Genomic DNA, 14,360 nt, shown 5'->3' with positions numbered 1-14,360 from the left:
GCCGGGATTTTAAGCTTGACGCAGCTGGAACGGACTACTTTGGAACGTTGCTGTCATCGTGTGTGATAGGCCTGAAGGGGGGCAATCGATGAAACGCAAACCGGATTTACTATGGATTTTGGTTATTTTGTTCGGTCTGGGCGTCGTGACCACCGGGTATGCGCAAAGCCTGTGGTCGAACAAGACCGAAGCCCCGGTTGAATTTGCACAGCAGCAGCCACAAACCTTCAAGCGTTGATGCTATTTCGGCGCCGTTGATTCCAGCGGCGTCCCCTCTGCGATATACCACTTCTTATCGGTAACGGTGCCATTCAACGGCACGTCCCAGCTGGCCTGTGCCAGTCGTTCGACTTTCTGACATTCATGGGCCAGGCCCAGCAGCGTCGGCTTGCGCCACGACGAGCGGCGCGCCAGGTACGCCAGGCTGCGATCGTAAAAGCCGCCGCCCATGCCCAGCCGCCCGCCCGCATCATCGAAACCCACCAATGGCAGCAGCACCAAGTCCAGGGCCCAGACCTTGCGCTGGCGCCCGATATTGACCCGTGGCTCAAGAATGCCGAAGCGATTGGGCGCAAGTTTTTCCCGGGGACGTACCCGTTGGAACACCATCTTGGTCCGTGGCCAGGCGCTGAGCACCGGCAGGTAGGTGGCCTTGCCCCGGCGCTGGGCAGCGCGCAGCAGCAAGCGCGGATCGATTTCGCCATCCGTTGGTAGGTATAAAGCAATATGTTTGGCCCGGCGAAACAGCGGGTGCTGTGCCAGTTGCCGATACAGGCCAAGAGCTGCCTGGCGCTGCTCGCCCGGCGTCAGGGCGCGGCGGGCATTGCGCAACATGCGTCGAAGTTGCGGACGGGAAAGCGGCGCAGGTTCGGTCATGGTGTTCGGCTCATAAAACAATGCCAGTCCGGGGACTGGCATTGAGTTTGGGAATTCAGGCTCCCCGACAGAACCGCTGTCGACTAAGCCCTTGAACCCGAAAGTTCAAGGTGGAAGAAGCAGTAGGCTTTAAGGCTTTCCGTCTAGCGGACATGCACACCAGCCCAACGTGCAACTTCCAGGGTAGTGCGAATCGGCTCCGGGACATCGCCGACTGGCAAGCACGCCAGGGAGTGGGGCGAGTATACCCCAAACAGACTCGGCAATCAGCCCTTGGGTGCGTCTGAATCGCTGGAAAGCACCAGATCCACACGTTCCAGCAGGTCACGCACCTGCTCGCGTGTCGAGCCGCTGGCCTGTACGTCAGGGCGCTCCTGCTTATGCAGCAAATCGTGGGTAATGTTCAGGGCGGCCATCACGGCGATACGGTCGGCACCGATGACTTTGCCGCTGCTGCGGATTTCACGCATCTTGCCATCCAGGTAGCGGGCGGCGCTCACCAGGTTGCTGCGCTCTTCCTGGGGGCAGATGATCGAATACTCTTTGTCGAGAATCTGCACGGTGACGCTATTGCTTGAACTCATGAGTCTTGCTCCAGGGCCTTCAGGCGCGAAATCATCGACTCGACCTTACGCCGGGCGATTTCGTTTTTTTCAATGAGGTGAGCGCGTTCCTCGCGCCAGGTCTTTTCCTGAGCTAATAGGAGTCCGTTTTGACTCTTTAGTTGCTCGACCCGGGTAATTAGCAATTCGAGTCTGGCCATCAGCGCTTGCAAGTCGGCGTCTTCCATAGGGTTCCACTGGATTTGTCTGATGAATGGCAACTGCAGGATAAACGATCTGACGCCCTTGATAGTCGGGTGCGTCTGCCGGTGCTAGGATACAGCGCTTCATTCTAGACATCGCGCCGCCTGGCGCCTAGCTCATCATGCCTATTCAGAATTCCCCGTACGACGCTTTTTCCAAACTGCTGAGCTCCAGCGGTCACCCTTGCTCGCCTGCCGAACTGCATGGCGTGCTGCTGGGCCGTAGCTGCACCGGTGTCGGCTTTGACGCCGACAACTGGCTGGCCGACGTCGCCGAGCTGCTGGAAACCGAGCCTACCGAAAACGTGCGCAACGCGTTGATCGGCTTGCAAGAAATGGTTAAAGGCGAGCTGACCGGTGATGACGTCACCGTAGTCCTGCTGCTGCCAACCGATGATGCGCCGCTCACCGAGCGTGCTGCTGCACTGGGTCAATGGTGCCAGGGCTTCCTCCATGGCTTTGGCGTGAACGCCGGCGGCCTGGAGTTGAGCACCGACGCCAAGGAAGTGTTGCAGGACCTGGCAGCCATCTCCCAGGTGCAAGACGCCCTGGAAGAGTCCGAAGACGGCGAAGGCGACTATATGGAAGTCATGGAATACCTGCGCGTCGCGCCGCTGCTGCTGTTCACCGAGACCAAAAAGTCTGCTGAACCCGCAGCAGTCAAGCCGTCGCTGCACTAAGAGAGGGAACCCACCTGCCCATGATCCATATCCCCAAAGCGGAATACACCCGCCGCCGCAAGGCGCTCATGGCGCAGATGGAACCCAACAGCATCGCGATCCTGCCGGCCGCCGCCGTGGCGATCCGCAACCGCGATGTCGAACACGTCTACCGCCAGGACAGCGACTTCCAGTACCTGAGCGGCTTCCCCGAGCCCCAGGCAGTGATTGTGTTGATGCCTGGGCGCATTCACGGCGAGTACGTGCTGTTCTGCCGTGAACGCAATGCCGAGCGCGAATTGTGGGACGGCCTGCGCGCCGGTACCGAAGGCGCGATTCGCGAATACGGCGCCGACGATGCCTTCCCGATCACCGATATCGACGACATCCTGCCCGGCCTGATCGAAGGTCGCGACCGGGTGTATTCGGCCATGGGCAGCAATGCCGAGTTCGACCGGCACCTGATGGAGTGGATCAACGTGATCCGCTCCAAGGCGCACCTCGGTGCGCAGCCGCCGAACGAATTCGTTGCCCTGGATCATCTGCTGCACGACATGCGCCTGTATAAATCCGCCGCAGAAGTGAAGGTCATGCGCGAAGCCGCACGGATTTCCTGCGCGGCCCATATCCGGGCAATGCAGGCCAGCCGCCCGGGGTTGCATGAATTCAGCCTGGAAGCCGAGCTGGACTACGAGTTCCGCCGGGGCGGGGCGAAGATGCCGGCCTATGGCTCCATCGTCGCTTCGGGGCGCAACAGCTGCATCCTGCACTACCAGCAGAATGATGCGGTGCTCAAGGACGGTGACCTGGTGCTGATCGACGCCGGTTGTGAAATCGACTGCTATGCCAGCGATATCACCCGTACCTGGCCGGTCAACGGCAAGTTTTCCGCCGAGCAGAAGGCGATCTACGAAGTGGTGCTGGCCTCCCAGGAAGCCGCCTTTGCGCAGATCGCGCCGAACAAACACTGGAACCAGGCCCATGAGGCGACGGTGCACGTCATCACCGCCGGGCTGGTGAAGCTGGGCTTGTTGCAAGGTGAGGTGGACGAGTTGATCGCCAGCGAAGCCTACAAGGCGTTCTATATGCACCGCGCCGGGCACTGGCTGGGCATGGATGTGCATGATGTGGGCGAGTACAAGGTCGGCGGCGAGTGGCGGGTGCTGGAAGTGGGCATGGCCCTGACCGTGGAGCCGGGCATCTACATTGCCCCGGATAACCAGAATGTGGCAAAGAAATGGCGTGGCATAGGCGTGCGCATCGAGGATGACGTGGTGGTGACCAAGCAAGGCTGTGAAATTCTGACCGGTGGCGTGCCCAAGACCGTGGCCGAGATTGAAGCACTGATGGCGGCCGCCCGATGAGCCGGGTCAACCTGGCGATTATCGGTGGCGGCCTGGTGGGCGCCAGCTTGGCGCTGGCGTTGCAGGCCGGGGCCAAGGCTCGCGGTTGGAAGATCGTGCTGATCGAACCCTTTGCCCCCGGCGACAGCTACCAGCCGAGCTACGACGCACGTTCCTCGGCACTGTCCTTTGGCGCGCGACAGATCTACCAGCGCCTGGGTGTGTGGCAAGACATTTCCCGGCGCGCCGAGCCGATCAAGCAGATCCATGTTTCCGACCGTGGGCGCTTCTCTACCGCGCGCTTGTCGGCGCTCGAAGAGGGCGTACCGGCCCTGGGCTATGTGGTGGAAAACGCCTGGCTCGGGCAGTGCCTGTGGCAAGGCCTGGACAAGGACGTGATCAGTTGGCGTTGCCCTGCAGAAGTCAGCCGCATGGAACCGCTGGCCGACGGCTACCGCCTGACCCTCAACGATGAAACTGTCATCGAGTGCGATCTCGCGGTACTGGCCGATGGTGGCCGCTCCGGCCTGCGCGAGCAGTTGGGCATTGGCGTCAAGCAACGGCCTTACAACCAGAGCGCCCTGATCGCCAACATCACCCCCAGCGAAGCCCATAACGGCGAGGCTTTCGAGCGTTTCACCGACGAAGGCCCGATGGCCTTGCTGCCGCTGGCAGACAACCGTTGCGCACTGGTCTGGACCCGCGTCGGCATGGACGCCCAGCGCTTGGCGCAACTGGATGAACGCAGTTTTCTCAGCGAGTTGCAGGGCGTGTTTGGTTATCGCCTGGGCACCTTGAAACAGGTTGGCGCGCGCCACTTGTATCCGCTGACCCTGGTGGAGGCCGAGGAGCAAGTGCGCTCGCACCTGGTGATCCTCGGCAACGCGGCCCACAGCTTGCACCCGATTGCCGGCCAGGGTTTCAATCTGTCGCTGCGCGATGCCTATGCGCTGGCCGAGGCCCTGTTGGCCGGGCCGCAAGTGCCGGGTGACCTGGCGACCTTGCAGGCCTACCGCGAACGCCAGCGCCTGGACCAGCAGTTGACCGTGGGCTTTTCCGACCAGGTCACCCGCCTGTTTGGCAGCGGCCAGCCGCTGGTCGCCATGGGCCGCAACCTCGGCCTGCTGGGCCTGGACCTGTTGCCGCCGGCCAAGCGCTGGTTCGCCCGGCAGGCCATGGGCCTGGGCACGCGTCCCGATGCGTAAGTGGCTGACGGAGCGCCTGGGCAAGGCGCGGTTGTTGCGCTGGATCATGACCCTGTATCCGCCGTATCTGGGCGCAGGCGTCCGTGTGCAGCACATGAGCGCTGATTTTCGTCAGGTGAAGGTGCGCATGGGCCTGGGCTGGTACAACCGCAATTACGTCGGTACGCAATTTGGCGGCAGCCTGTACTCGATGGTCGACCCGTTCTACATGCTGATGCTGATGGAGAACCTGGGGCGCGACTACATCGTCTGGGACAAGGCCGCGACCATTGATTTCATCTCGCCGGGCAAAGGCCCGGTGTTTGCCGAATTCTCCATCGACCAGGCCTTGCTCGATGAGGTGCGACGGCAGACCGAGGGCGGCGAGAAATACTTGCCGCACCTCAAGGTGCAGATTCACGACGGCTCCGGCACCCTGGTGGCGCGAGTCGACAAAACCCTTTACGTGCGGCGCAAGCCGCCAGCGAGACAGGCATAAAGCATGGACATGCGCGCAGATGTGCTGATTGTCGGGGCCGGAATGGTCGGAAGCGCCCTGGCGCTGGCGTTGCAGGGCAGTGGCCTGCAGGTGCTGCTGCTCGACGGCAGCCCAATGAGCGTCAAGCCATTCGACGCCGATGCGCCGTTTGAACCGCGGGTGAGCGCCTTGTCGGCCGCCAGCCAGCGCATCCTCGACCGCCTGGGTGTGTGGGATGGCATCGCCAGCCGCCGCGCCAGCCCCTACGGCGAGATGCAGGTGTGGGATGGCAGCGGCACCGGGCAGATCCACTTTTCGGCGGCCAGTGTGCATGCCGAGGTGCTGGGGCATATCGTCGAAAACCGCGTGGTCCAGGACGCCCTGCTTGAGCGCCTGCACGACTGCGACCTGGGCCTGCTGGCCAATGCACGCCTGGAGCAGATGCGCCGCTCCGGCGATGACTGGCTGCTGACCCTGGCCGATGGCCGCACTTTGCGCGCGCCGCTGGTGATCGCCGCCGACGGCGCCAACTCGGCTGTGCGTCGCCTGACCGGCACCGCCACCCGCGAATGGGATTACCTGCACCACGCCATCGTCACCAGCGTACGCAGCAGCCAGCCGCACCAGCGTACCGCCTGGCAGCGCTTCACCGACCATGGTCCGCTGGCGTTCCTGCCGCTGGTGCGCGATGGCCAGGAAGATTGGTGCTCGATCGTCTGGTCGACCACGCCAAGTGAGTCCGAACGCCTGATGGCCCTGGACGACGACAGCTTCTGCCGCGAACTGGAGCGCGCTTTTGAAGGGCGCCTCGGCAGCGTGGTCAGCGCCGACCCGCGTCTGTGCGTACCGCTGCGCCAGCGCCACGCCAAGCGCTACGTCGCCGAAGGCCTGGCGCTGATTGGTGATGCTGCCCACGTTATCCACCCATTGGCGGGGCAGGGGGTGAATCTGGGGTTCCTCGATGCCGCCGTGTTGGCCGAGGTGCTGCTAAAGGCGTGCGAGCGCGGTGAGCGCTTGGCGGATGTGAAGGTGCTCAGTCGCTACGAGCGTCGGCGCATGCCGCACAACCTGGCGCTGATGGCGGCGATGGAGGGCTTTGAACGGTTGTTCCAGGCTGACCAGTTGCCATTGCGCTGGTTGCGCAATGCGGGGCTGAAGATGGTCGACCAGATGCCCGAGGCCAAGGCGCTGTTTGTGCGCCAGGCATTGGGCTTGACCGGAGACCTGCCGGATCTGGCCAAGGCCTGAGGCCATCTGTCGCACCTTAAATGGCACTCGTGCAACATCTCGTAACTCCTCCGGCCAGTGTTCGGTTGAGATGCTAAATGTGAGTCCTTATCATTTGCGCTCACTTTTCCTACGAGAGACCGCACCTATGTTGGCACCCAAGCGCCTCCTGACTGCCCTGGCACTCACCCTTATCGCCAGCACCACCGCCCAGGCGGCTGACGAAGTGGTGGTCTACTCCTCTCGTATCGACGAGTTGATCAAGCCGGTGTTCGACGCCTACACCAAGAAAACCGGGGTGCAGGTGAAGTTCATCACCGACAAGGAAGCGCCGCTGATGCAGCGCATCAAGGCCGAAGGCCAGAACGCCACCGCCGACCTGCTGCTGACCGTCGATGCTGGCAACCTCTGGCAAGCCGAGCAGATGGGCATCCTGCAGCCGTTCACTTCCAAGGTGATCGACGCCAACATCCCCGCGCAATATCGCGCTTCCAGCCACGCCTGGACCGGCTTGAGCCTGCGGGCGCGGACCATCGCGTACTCCACCGACCGCGTGAAGCCGGCAGAGCTGACCACCTACGAAGCCCTGGCTGACAAGCAATGGGAAGGCCGCCTGTGCCTGCGCACCGCGAAGAAGGTCTACAACCAGTCGCTGACCGCCACCCTGATCGAGACCCATGGCGCAGAAAAGACCGAAGAACTCATCAAGGGCTGGGTGAATAACCTGTCCACCGATGTCTTCTCCGATGACGTCGCGGTATTGCAGGCAATCAACGCCGGGCAGTGCGACGTGGGGATCGTCAACACTTACTACTACGGCCGCCTGCACAAGCAGGACCCGAAGCTGGCAGTCAAATTGTTCTGGCCGAACCAGGGCGACCGTGGCGTGCACGTCAACCTGTCGGGCATTGGCCTGACCAAGTACGCCCCGCACCCGGAAGCCGCCAAGGCTCTGGTGGAGTGGATGACTACGCCTGAGGCGCAGAAGATCTTTGCCGACGTCAACCAGGAGTTCCCGGCCAACCCGGCGGTAGAACCCTCGGCTGAAGTGGCGAGCTGGGGCAAGTTCAAGGCTGACACCCTGCCGGTGGAAGTGGCGGGCAAGCGCCAGGCCGAGGCGATTCGCCTGATGGATCGTGCGGGCTGGAACTGAGTACAATTTGTAGGACGCCGCAGTTCTAATGTGGGAGCGGCTTGTGTAGGAGCTGGCTTGCCTGCGATAGCATCACCCGGTATCGCTGATAAACCGAGGTGTCTGCATCGCAGGCAAGCCAGCTCCCACACAAGCCCGCTCCCACAGTGTTTTGTGCAGGTCTCCACATCATCCACTGCTTGAGAATTCCTTTTGGCCCACCCCGCCCAACGCCGCTGGTACCTGCCAGTCTTCACTGTCGCCGCCCTGGTGCTGCTGCCGTTGAGCGTGTTGTTGCTGTCCTGGCAAAGCATCGACACGCAAATCTGGTCGCACCTGTGGGACACCCAGATGCCGCGTCTGCTGGGCAACACCTTGACCCTGGTGCTGGGCGTCGGGGTCGGTGTAACGGTGCTGGGCGTGAGCCTGGCGTGGCTGACCAGCCTCTGTGAGTTCCCCGGCCGGCGTTGGCTGGACTGGGCGTTGATGCTGCCGTTTGCCATCCCGGCCTATGTCCTGGCGTTTGTCTTCGTCGGCCTGCTGGACTTCTCCGGGCCGGTACAAACCCTGCTGCGCGAGTGGTTCGGCACGGGCCTGCGCCTGCCGCGCGTGCGCTCCACCAGTGGCGTGATCATCGTGCTGGTGCTGGTGTTCTATCCCTACGTCTACCTGCTGGCGCGCACCGCCTTTCTGGCCCAGGGCAAGGGGTTGATGGAAGCGGCGCGGGTGTTGGGCCAATCACCCTGGCAGGCATTCTGGCGGGTGGCCCTGCCCATGGCGCGCCCGGCCATCGGCGCCGGCGTGGCCCTGGCGTTGATGGAAACCCTGGCGGATTTCGGCGCGGTGTCGGTGTTCAATTTCGACACGTTCACCACCGCCATCTACAAGACCTGGTATGGCTTTTTCAGCCTGTCCAGCGCCGCGCAACTGGCGAGCCTGCTGCTGTTGGTGGTGATGCTGGTGCTCTACGGCGAGCGCCGGGCCCGTGGCGCCAGCCGCCCGAGCAACGAGCGACCGCGGGGCAAGGCGCTGTATCACCTGAGTGGCTTCAAGGCCGCCGCCGCCACTGGCTGGTGCGCCCTGGTGTTTGCCTGCGCCTTTGTCATCCCGATGCTCCAACTGCTGGCCTGGTTCTGGCAGCGCGGGCGTTTCGACCTCGACGAGCGCTACGCCGGGCTGATCGTGCATACCCTTTACCTGGGTGGCATGGCCGCGTTGATCACCGTCAGCGTGGCGTTGCTGCTGGCGTTTGCCAACCGCCTGGCGCCGACCCGTGCCATCCGCGCCGGGGTCAGCCTGGGCAACCTGGGCTATGCCTTGCCGGGTTCGGTATTGGCGGTGTCGATCATGCTGGCGTTCAGCTATTTGGACCGCGAGTTGGTGATCCCTGTGTCCAGTTGGCTGGGCGGTGCTGGCAAACCGTTGCTGTTGGGCAGCCTGTCGGCGCTGCTGATGGCCTATCTGGTGCGCTTCCTGGCCGTGGCCTACGGCCCACTGGAAAACAGCCTGGCGCGCATCCGCCCGTCCTTGCCGGAAGCAGCGCGCAGCCTGGGGGTCAGTGGGCCACGACTGTTTTGCAAAGTGTATCTGCCACTTTTGTTGCCCGGCACCTTGAGCGCCGCGCTGCTGGTGTTTGTCGATGTGCTCAAGGAAATGCCCGCGACCCTGCTGATGCGCCCGTTCGGCTGGGATACGCTGGCGGTACGCATCTTTGAGATGACCAGCGAAGGCGAGTGGGCGCGTGCCTCCTTGCCCGCCCTGACCCTGGTGTTGGTCGGCCTGTTGCCGGTCATCGGCTTGATCCGACGTTCGGCGCGACGAATCGGTTAGGTGTCAGTCCTACGGCTTGAGGCTACAATGCGCGGCATTCGGTGCGGCCCGTCTTTCGGGTTGGGCTGCTGATTGTGGCTGCAAGCCTTGTATTTCAAGGTGTGTAGCCCGAACAGCAACCGTCCGCACCTTCGCCACGCCCGGAAGGAGAAACCCATGGGACAGCGTACGCCTCTGTATGACCTGCATCTCGCCCTTGGCGCGAAAATGGTCGATTTTGGCGGTTGGGATATGCCTCTGCACTACGGCTCGCAAGTCGAGGAGCACCATCAGGTGCGCCGTGACTGCGGGGTGTTTGATGTTTCCCACATGACCGTGATCGATATCTCGGGCCTGCAGGCCAGGGAATGGCTGCAGTACCTGTTGGCCAATGATGTCGATCGTTTGCATGGCTGCGGCCATGCGTTGTACAGCGCCATGCTCAACGAGCAGGGCGGGGTGGTGGACGACATGATTGTCTACCGCACCGAAGAGGGTTACCGGCTGGTGGTCAATGCGGCCACCCGCGACCAGGATATCGCCTGGATGCAGAGCCAGTTGGGCAGCTACCAGGTGCAGATGCGCGAACGCCCGGACCTGGCCATGCTGGCGATCCAGGGTCCCCAGGCCCGGCACAAGATTGCCGAGTTGGTCACCCAGTCTCGCGGCGTGTTGATCCAACAGCTCAAGCCTTTCGAGGGGCGTGCCGACGGTGACTGGTTTATCGCGCGCACGGGCTATACCGGCGAAGATGGCCTGGAAATCGTCCTGCCTGCCGATCAGGCCCCGGGGTTTTTCAACGACCTGGTAGGCGCGGGCATCTCGCCCATCGGCCTCGGTGCTCGCGATACCCTGCGCCTGGAGGCCGGCATGAACCTCTACGGCCAGGATATCCACCTGAATGTGTCACCGTTGGCCGCCAACATGGCCTGGAGCATCGCCTGGGAACCCGTCAGCCGCGATTTCATCGGGCGCGCCGCCCTGGAAGCCGAGCGTGCGGCCGGGGTGCAGCTCAAACTGGTAGGCCTGGTGCTGGAAGAACGCGGGGTTTTGCGCGCTCATCAAGTGGTTCGTATCGCCAATGTTGGCGAAGGAGAGATCACCAGTGGTAGTTTCTCTCCTACGCTAAGCAAATCCATTGCCCTGGCGCGTGTACCGATGGCAACCGCCGACCGTGCCGAGGTAGAAATTCGCGGTAAGTGGTACCCGGTGCGAGTGGTCAAACCGACCTTCGTGCGCCATGGTAAAACCTTGATCTAATCTTTTCCGGGCCAATGGCCGCTGACATTTCTTTTTGAGGACACAGACTATGAGCGATATCCCTGCCGCACTACGTTTTGCCGAAAGCCACGAATGGGCACGCCTGGAAGCTGACGGCAGTGTGACCGTCGGGATCTCCGATCACGCCCAGGAAGCATTGGGTGATGTGGTTTTTGTTGAGTTGGCTGAGGTGGGCAAAGTGTTCGCTGCAGGCGACGCAGCAGGCGTTGTGGAGTCGGTGAAGGCTGCTTCGGATATTTATTCGCCAGTGTCGGGCGAAGTGATTGCGGTCAACGAGGCGTTGGCCGATGCCCCTGAGTCGCTCAATGACAAGCCGTACGAGGCCTGGATCTTCAAGGTCAAGCCAAGCAATGCCGCCGAACTGGACAAGCTGCTGGATGCCGCTGGCTATAAAGCCGCCATCGGCGAATAACACCGCCCCCTGCAGGAGCCGGCAAGCCAGCTCCTGCAAAGGTCAGGGCTTGAGCGCCTGCTTCACCGCTGCGACAGCACGCTCCACATCCGCCTTGGTCATCGCTGTAAACATCGGCAACGACACAATCAAACGCCCGACTTTTTCCGCTACCGGGAACATGCCTTCCCTGAATCCCTGTGCCCGATACAAACTCAGCAAGTGGATCGGTGGGTAGTGATAGCCGATGCCCACGCCCTGAGCCTGCATGCGCTCCATAAACGTGGCGCGGGCCGGCAGGCCATCCCCACGCTCAGGCAGTACCAGTTGGAACAGGTGCCAGTTGCTGTTTTCAAAGTCCGCAGGCGGTAATTGTGCGCCGTACGTTGTCTCGAAGTCGCTGCCAAAACACTCGAAATAATGCCGGGCCAGCGCTTGGCGATGGGCAGTTATCTGCTCGATATGGGCAAACTGGCCCAGGCCAATGGCGGCGGCGATATCGGTCATGTTGAACTTGCCGCCCAATACATCCACGTCCAGGCCATCAAACCCGCTGCGGGTCACGCCTTGCAGGCGGTACTTCTCTGCCAGGCGCGCCTCCTCAGCATTGTTCAATACCAGGCAACCGCCTTCGGAACAGGTGATGTTCTTGTTCGCCTGGAAACTGAACGAGACAAAATCCCCGGTGGCGCCAATGCGCTGGCCATCCCAACGGGAGCCCAGCGCCTGGGCGGCATCCTCGATGATCCGCAGACCGTACTTGTTGGCCAGCGCGTAAAGCATCGGCATGTCCAGCGGCAGGCCGGCCAGGTACACCGGGATGATCGCCTTGGTGCGCGGCGTAATAGCCGCTTCCAGTCGGGCCAGGTCGATATTGCGGGTCACCGGATCAATATCGGCAAACACCGGCGTGGCGCCCACCTCCAGAATCACATTGGCCGTTGCCACCCAGGAAATCGGCGTGGTGATCACTTCATCCCCCGGCCCGACACCGGCGATGCGCAAGGCAATCTCCATGGTGCAGGTGCCGGAGTTGAAGGTGCGTACCGGCCGGCCGCCAAAATATTCCGACAGCTGCGCTTCGAACGCCTGCACCTTGGGCCCGCTGGTGATCCAGCCGGAACGCAACACATCACCGACCGCCGCGATGGTGGCTTCATCAATGGTAGGTTTTGAAAACGGCAGGAAGGGCAGTTGGCTCATGACGTTGAAGGCATCCGTTTTAAGAAGAACTAAGAATAAAAGCTCATATCAACCCCGGCATCGTCGCACGGGGCAACTGAATATAGCCTGTCGTCCGTGAACGAATCGTCGAACGACGAGCGCAAAAAAGCCGCTTCATAAGCGGCTTTTTTGCGTGTCGTGTATTACTCGGCGGCGATGGCGTTCTTCGCCAGGATGGCGTTGGCCAGTTCCATGTCAGTGGCCTTCAGGCCGGGGTTGTCGGCACGCACTTTCTGCATGGCGGCTTCCAGGTAAGGGCCACGGATGCCGCCGTCGCTGGCGACGAAGCTACCGGCGTCGTCCTGGGCGGCGACTACCAGCTTGTGGTCCTTGAAGGTCAGGTACGTGGAGCCGGTGGTGGCGCCCGATGAGATGACATTACGCCAGAAGCTGTCGGCCATGGCCGATCCAACTGGGAGAGAGAGCACGGCGAGGGTGGCGACAGCATATTTGAGACGCATGATGGGTGACTCCGACTGGGTTATCTGAACGGTTTGATTGTAGATAACCCAGCCTAGTTCCATGACTGACTAAACAGTTTCGATCCGTAAAATCACGCCGTCCTGACCAATCACCCGTACTTGAGCCCCTACAGGCGCATCGGGGCCGGTGACCATCCAGACGCCGTCACCGACCTTGATCTTGCCCCGACCGTCGATAATTGCCTGATGCACCACAAAGGTGCGGCCAACCAGCTCCGATCCGCGCATATTCAGCCCTGGCTGGTCGCTGGCCTTGGCACTGCTGCGCTGGCGCTTCCACCAGTACACCGCCGTCAGTATGGACAGCACGGCAAACAGCAGCAGTTGCAGTTCCAGCCCAAGCCCCGGAATCAGGAACTTGAGTACGCCAACGGCCGCCGCCGCGATCCCCATCCACAGCAGATAACCGCCGGCACCAAACACTTCAAGAATCAACAGCACCGTGCCCAGCGCCAGCCAATCCCAGAACGACAGGTGTTGCAGGAATTCCCACATGGTGCCGGCCTCAGGCTTTCTTGTTGTCGAAGGTAGCCTTGACGATTTCGCCGATGCCGCCCACCGCACCGATGACCTGGCTGGCCTCCAGCGGCATCAGAATCACTTTGCTGTTGTTGGCCGAAGCCAGCTTGCCCAGGGCATCAATGTATTTCTGCGCGACAAAGTAGTTGATGGCCTGCACGTTACCGGTGGCAATCGCTTCCGACACGACCTGCGTAGCGCGGGCTTCCGCCTCGGCCTGACGTTCACGGGCTTCGGATTCGAGGAACGCGGCCTGACGACCCCCTTCAGCCTCGAGGATCTGCGCCTGTTTCTTGCCTTCAGCGGTCAGGATTGCAGAAGCCCGCAGGCCTTCGGCTTCGAGGATCTGGGCACGCTTGATCCGCTCGGCCTTCATCTGACCGGACATGGCAGCCATCAAGTCGGCAGGCGGGCTGATGTCCTTGATCTCGATACGGGTGATCTTGATGCCCCAGGGAGCAGTGGCTTCATCGACCGTGCGCAGCAGCTTCTCGTTGATGCCGTCGCGCTGGCTGAGCATGGCGTCCAGCTCCATGGAGCCGAGCACCGTACGGATATTGGTTTGCAGCAGGTTGCGGATCGCATGTTCGAGGTTGTTCACCTCGTACGCCGCCTGGGCGGTGTTCACCACCTGGAAGAAACACACTGCGTCGATCTGCACCGTGGCGTTATCGGCGGTGATCACTTCCTGAGGTGGAATATCCAGCACGCTTTCCATGACGTTGATCTTGCGACCGATGCGGTCCATCACCGGAATGATGATATTCAGGCCCGGCTTGAGCGTATTGGTGTAGCGGCCGAAGCGCTCCACTGTCCACTGGTAGCCCTGGGGTACGACCTTGAAGCCCATGAACAGGATGGCGATGGCCAAGCCTACGAAGAGAAGAAGCACTGTTCCGATCTGCATAACGATTCCTTGTCTGGTGGTGGCGGTAACGCGAGGTCTGTCG

At 61.9% G+C, this 14,360-nt stretch carries 17 protein-coding genes and 1 other RNA gene; 10 read left to right on the top strand and 8 right to left on the bottom strand.

Going from position 1 to position 14,360, the window contains the following annotated elements; translation table 11 throughout:
* Nucleotides 1-88: 88 nt before the first annotated feature.
* A complete protein-coding gene (locus PSH73_RS25375; protein ID WP_143110453.1) occupies nt 89-238 on the top strand; it encodes a hypothetical protein in 150 nt (49 codons plus the stop codon).
* 2 nt (nt 239-240) lie between these two features.
* Here PSH73_RS25375 and PSH73_RS25370 read toward each other — a convergent pair whose 3' ends face one another.
* The 4 genes from PSH73_RS25370 to PSH73_RS25355 all read right to left on the bottom strand — a co-directional run bounded on the left by PSH73_RS25370 (nt 241) and on the right by PSH73_RS25355 (nt 1,666).
* The gene (locus PSH73_RS25370; protein WP_128593635.1) at nt 241-876 is read right to left on the bottom strand and encodes a 5-formyltetrahydrofolate cyclo-ligase; all 636 of its coding nucleotides are present in this window, start codon (nt 874-876) and stop codon (nt 241-243) included.
* 57 nt (nt 877-933) lie between these two features.
* Nucleotides 934-1,112, bottom strand: a non-coding RNA gene (ssrS, locus tag PSH73_RS25365) — 6S RNA.
* Between the two features lie 30 nt (nt 1,113-1,142).
* Nucleotides 1,143-1,460 (bottom strand): cell division protein ZapA, encoded by a 318-nt coding sequence (locus PSH73_RS25360; protein WP_010207385.1) that lies wholly within the window; start codon nt 1,458-1,460, stop codon nt 1,143-1,145.
* The gene (locus tag PSH73_RS25355) at nt 1,457-1,666 is read right to left on the bottom strand and encodes a TIGR02449 family protein (RefSeq protein WP_057440444.1); all 210 of its coding nucleotides are present in this window, start codon (nt 1,664-1,666) and stop codon (nt 1,457-1,459) included. The genes PSH73_RS25360 and PSH73_RS25355 overlap by 4 nt, the downstream gene beginning before the upstream one ends.
* Nucleotides 1,667-1,803: 137 nt before the next feature.
* On the opposite strand from PSH73_RS25355, the gene PSH73_RS25350 reads away from it, so the two are divergent.
* The 9 genes from PSH73_RS25350 (at nt 1,804) to gcvH (ending at nt 11,206) form a co-directional block, all read left to right on the top strand.
* A complete protein-coding gene (locus tag PSH73_RS25350; protein WP_057440443.1) occupies nt 1,804-2,361 on the top strand; it encodes a YecA family protein in 558 nt (185 codons plus the stop codon).
* Nucleotides 2,362-2,381: 20 nt separating this feature from the next.
* Nucleotides 2,382-3,704: a Xaa-Pro aminopeptidase gene (gene pepP, locus PSH73_RS25345; RefSeq protein ID WP_057960940.1), complete on the top strand. Its 1,323-nt coding sequence runs from the start codon at nt 2,382-2,384 to the stop codon at nt 3,702-3,704.
* A complete protein-coding gene (gene ubiH / locus PSH73_RS25340) occupies nt 3,701-4,888 on the top strand; it encodes a 2-octaprenyl-6-methoxyphenyl hydroxylase (RefSeq protein ID WP_057960939.1) in 1,188 nt (395 codons plus the stop codon). The genes pepP and ubiH overlap by 4 nt, the downstream gene beginning before the upstream one ends.
* Nucleotides 4,881-5,366, top strand: a complete 486-nt coding sequence (locus PSH73_RS25335) for a DUF4442 domain-containing protein (protein WP_057444198.1) — start codon at nt 4,881-4,883, stop codon at nt 5,364-5,366. Before ubiH ends, PSH73_RS25335 begins: the two co-directional genes overlap by 8 nt.
* A 9-nt stretch (nt 5,367-5,375) precedes the next feature.
* The gene (locus PSH73_RS25330) at nt 5,376-6,593 is read left to right on the top strand and encodes a 2-octaprenyl-3-methyl-6-methoxy-1,4-benzoquinol hydroxylase (protein ID WP_169960161.1); all 1,218 of its coding nucleotides are present in this window, start codon (nt 5,376-5,378) and stop codon (nt 6,591-6,593) included.
* Nucleotides 6,594-6,720: 127 nt separating this feature from the next.
* Entirely contained in the window at nt 6,721-7,725 is a 1,005-nt protein-coding gene (locus tag PSH73_RS25325) for an extracellular solute-binding protein (protein WP_057440441.1), read from the top strand.
* A 192-nt stretch (nt 7,726-7,917) separates the two neighbouring features.
* A complete protein-coding gene (locus PSH73_RS25320; RefSeq protein ID WP_057960937.1) occupies nt 7,918-9,534 on the top strand; it encodes an iron ABC transporter permease in 1,617 nt (538 codons plus the stop codon).
* A 156-nt stretch (nt 9,535-9,690) separates the two neighbouring features.
* Nucleotides 9,691-10,773: a glycine cleavage system aminomethyltransferase GcvT gene (gene gcvT / locus PSH73_RS25315; RefSeq protein WP_120734314.1), complete on the top strand. Its 1,083-nt coding sequence runs from the start codon at nt 9,691-9,693 to the stop codon at nt 10,771-10,773.
* A gap of 49 nt (nt 10,774-10,822) precedes the next feature.
* Entirely contained in the window at nt 10,823-11,206 is a 384-nt protein-coding gene (gene gcvH, locus PSH73_RS25310; RefSeq protein WP_057440440.1) for a glycine cleavage system protein GcvH, read from the top strand.
* A gap of 42 nt (nt 11,207-11,248) precedes the next feature.
* Here gcvH and PSH73_RS25305 read toward each other — a convergent pair whose 3' ends face one another.
* The 4 genes from PSH73_RS25305 to PSH73_RS25290 all read right to left on the bottom strand — a co-directional run bounded on the left by PSH73_RS25305 (nt 11,249) and on the right by PSH73_RS25290 (nt 14,317).
* Entirely contained in the window at nt 11,249-12,388 is a 1,140-nt protein-coding gene (locus tag PSH73_RS25305) for a DegT/DnrJ/EryC1/StrS aminotransferase family protein (protein WP_057960935.1), read from the bottom strand.
* A 164-nt stretch (nt 12,389-12,552) separates the two neighbouring features.
* The gene (locus tag PSH73_RS25300) at nt 12,553-12,870 is read right to left on the bottom strand and encodes a DUF2388 domain-containing protein (protein WP_057440438.1); all 318 of its coding nucleotides are present in this window, start codon (nt 12,868-12,870) and stop codon (nt 12,553-12,555) included.
* Between the two features lie 69 nt (nt 12,871-12,939).
* Entirely contained in the window at nt 12,940-13,386 is a 447-nt protein-coding gene (locus PSH73_RS25295; protein ID WP_057440437.1) for an NfeD family protein, read from the bottom strand.
* A 10-nt stretch (nt 13,387-13,396) separates the two neighbouring features.
* Nucleotides 13,397-14,317 carry an SPFH domain-containing protein gene (locus PSH73_RS25290; protein ID WP_027608388.1) on the bottom strand — a complete coding sequence of 307 codons (921 nt, stop codon included), beginning with the start codon at nt 14,315-14,317 and terminating at the stop codon, nt 13,397-13,399.
* Nucleotides 14,318-14,360: the final 43 nt, after the last annotated feature.

Source organism: Pseudomonas sp. FP2294 (assembly GCF_030687625.1).
Lineage (GTDB): Bacteria > Pseudomonadota > Gammaproteobacteria > Pseudomonadales > Pseudomonadaceae > Aquipseudomonas > Aquipseudomonas shahriarae.
The sequence above is the reverse complement of the archived record's forward strand: the minus strand, read 5'-3'. Positions and strand labels throughout refer to the sequence as shown.

Coding starts and splice junctions, on each gene's coding strand:
- gcvH (WP_057440440.1), top strand. CDS start 10,823: ATGAGCGATATCCCTGCCGCACTACGTTTTGCCGAAAGCCACGAATGG.
- PSH73_RS25290 (WP_027608388.1), bottom strand. CDS start 14,317: ATGCAGATCGGAACAGTGCTTCTTCTCTTCGTAGGCTTGGCCATCGCC.
- PSH73_RS25295 (WP_057440437.1), bottom strand. CDS start 13,386: ATGTGGGAATTCCTGCAACACCTGTCGTTCTGGGATTGGCTGGCGCTG.
- PSH73_RS25335 (WP_057444198.1), top strand. CDS start 4,881: ATGCGTAAGTGGCTGACGGAGCGCCTGGGCAAGGCGCGGTTGTTGCGC.
- pepP (WP_057960940.1), top strand. CDS start 2,382: ATGATCCATATCCCCAAAGCGGAATACACCCGCCGCCGCAAGGCGCTC.
- ubiH (WP_057960939.1), top strand. CDS start 3,701: ATGAGCCGGGTCAACCTGGCGATTATCGGTGGCGGCCTGGTGGGCGCC.
- PSH73_RS25300 (WP_057440438.1), bottom strand. CDS start 12,870: ATGCGTCTCAAATATGCTGTCGCCACCCTCGCCGTGCTCTCTCTCCCA.
- PSH73_RS25305 (WP_057960935.1), bottom strand. CDS start 12,388: ATGAGCCAACTGCCCTTCCTGCCGTTTTCAAAACCTACCATTGATGAA.
- PSH73_RS25370 (WP_128593635.1), bottom strand. CDS start 876: ATGACCGAACCTGCGCCGCTTTCCCGTCCGCAACTTCGACGCATGTTG.
- PSH73_RS25360 (WP_010207385.1), bottom strand. CDS start 1,460: ATGAGTTCAAGCAATAGCGTCACCGTGCAGATTCTCGACAAAGAGTAT.
- PSH73_RS25355 (WP_057440444.1), bottom strand. CDS start 1,666: ATGGAAGACGCCGACTTGCAAGCGCTGATGGCCAGACTCGAATTGCTA.
- PSH73_RS25330 (WP_169960161.1), top strand. CDS start 5,376: ATGCGCGCAGATGTGCTGATTGTCGGGGCCGGAATGGTCGGAAGCGCC.
- PSH73_RS25325 (WP_057440441.1), top strand. CDS start 6,721: ATGTTGGCACCCAAGCGCCTCCTGACTGCCCTGGCACTCACCCTTATC.
- gcvT (WP_120734314.1), top strand. CDS start 9,691: ATGGGACAGCGTACGCCTCTGTATGACCTGCATCTCGCCCTTGGCGCG.
- PSH73_RS25375 (WP_143110453.1), top strand. CDS start 89: ATGAAACGCAAACCGGATTTACTATGGATTTTGGTTATTTTGTTCGGT.
- PSH73_RS25350 (WP_057440443.1), top strand. CDS start 1,804: ATGCCTATTCAGAATTCCCCGTACGACGCTTTTTCCAAACTGCTGAGC.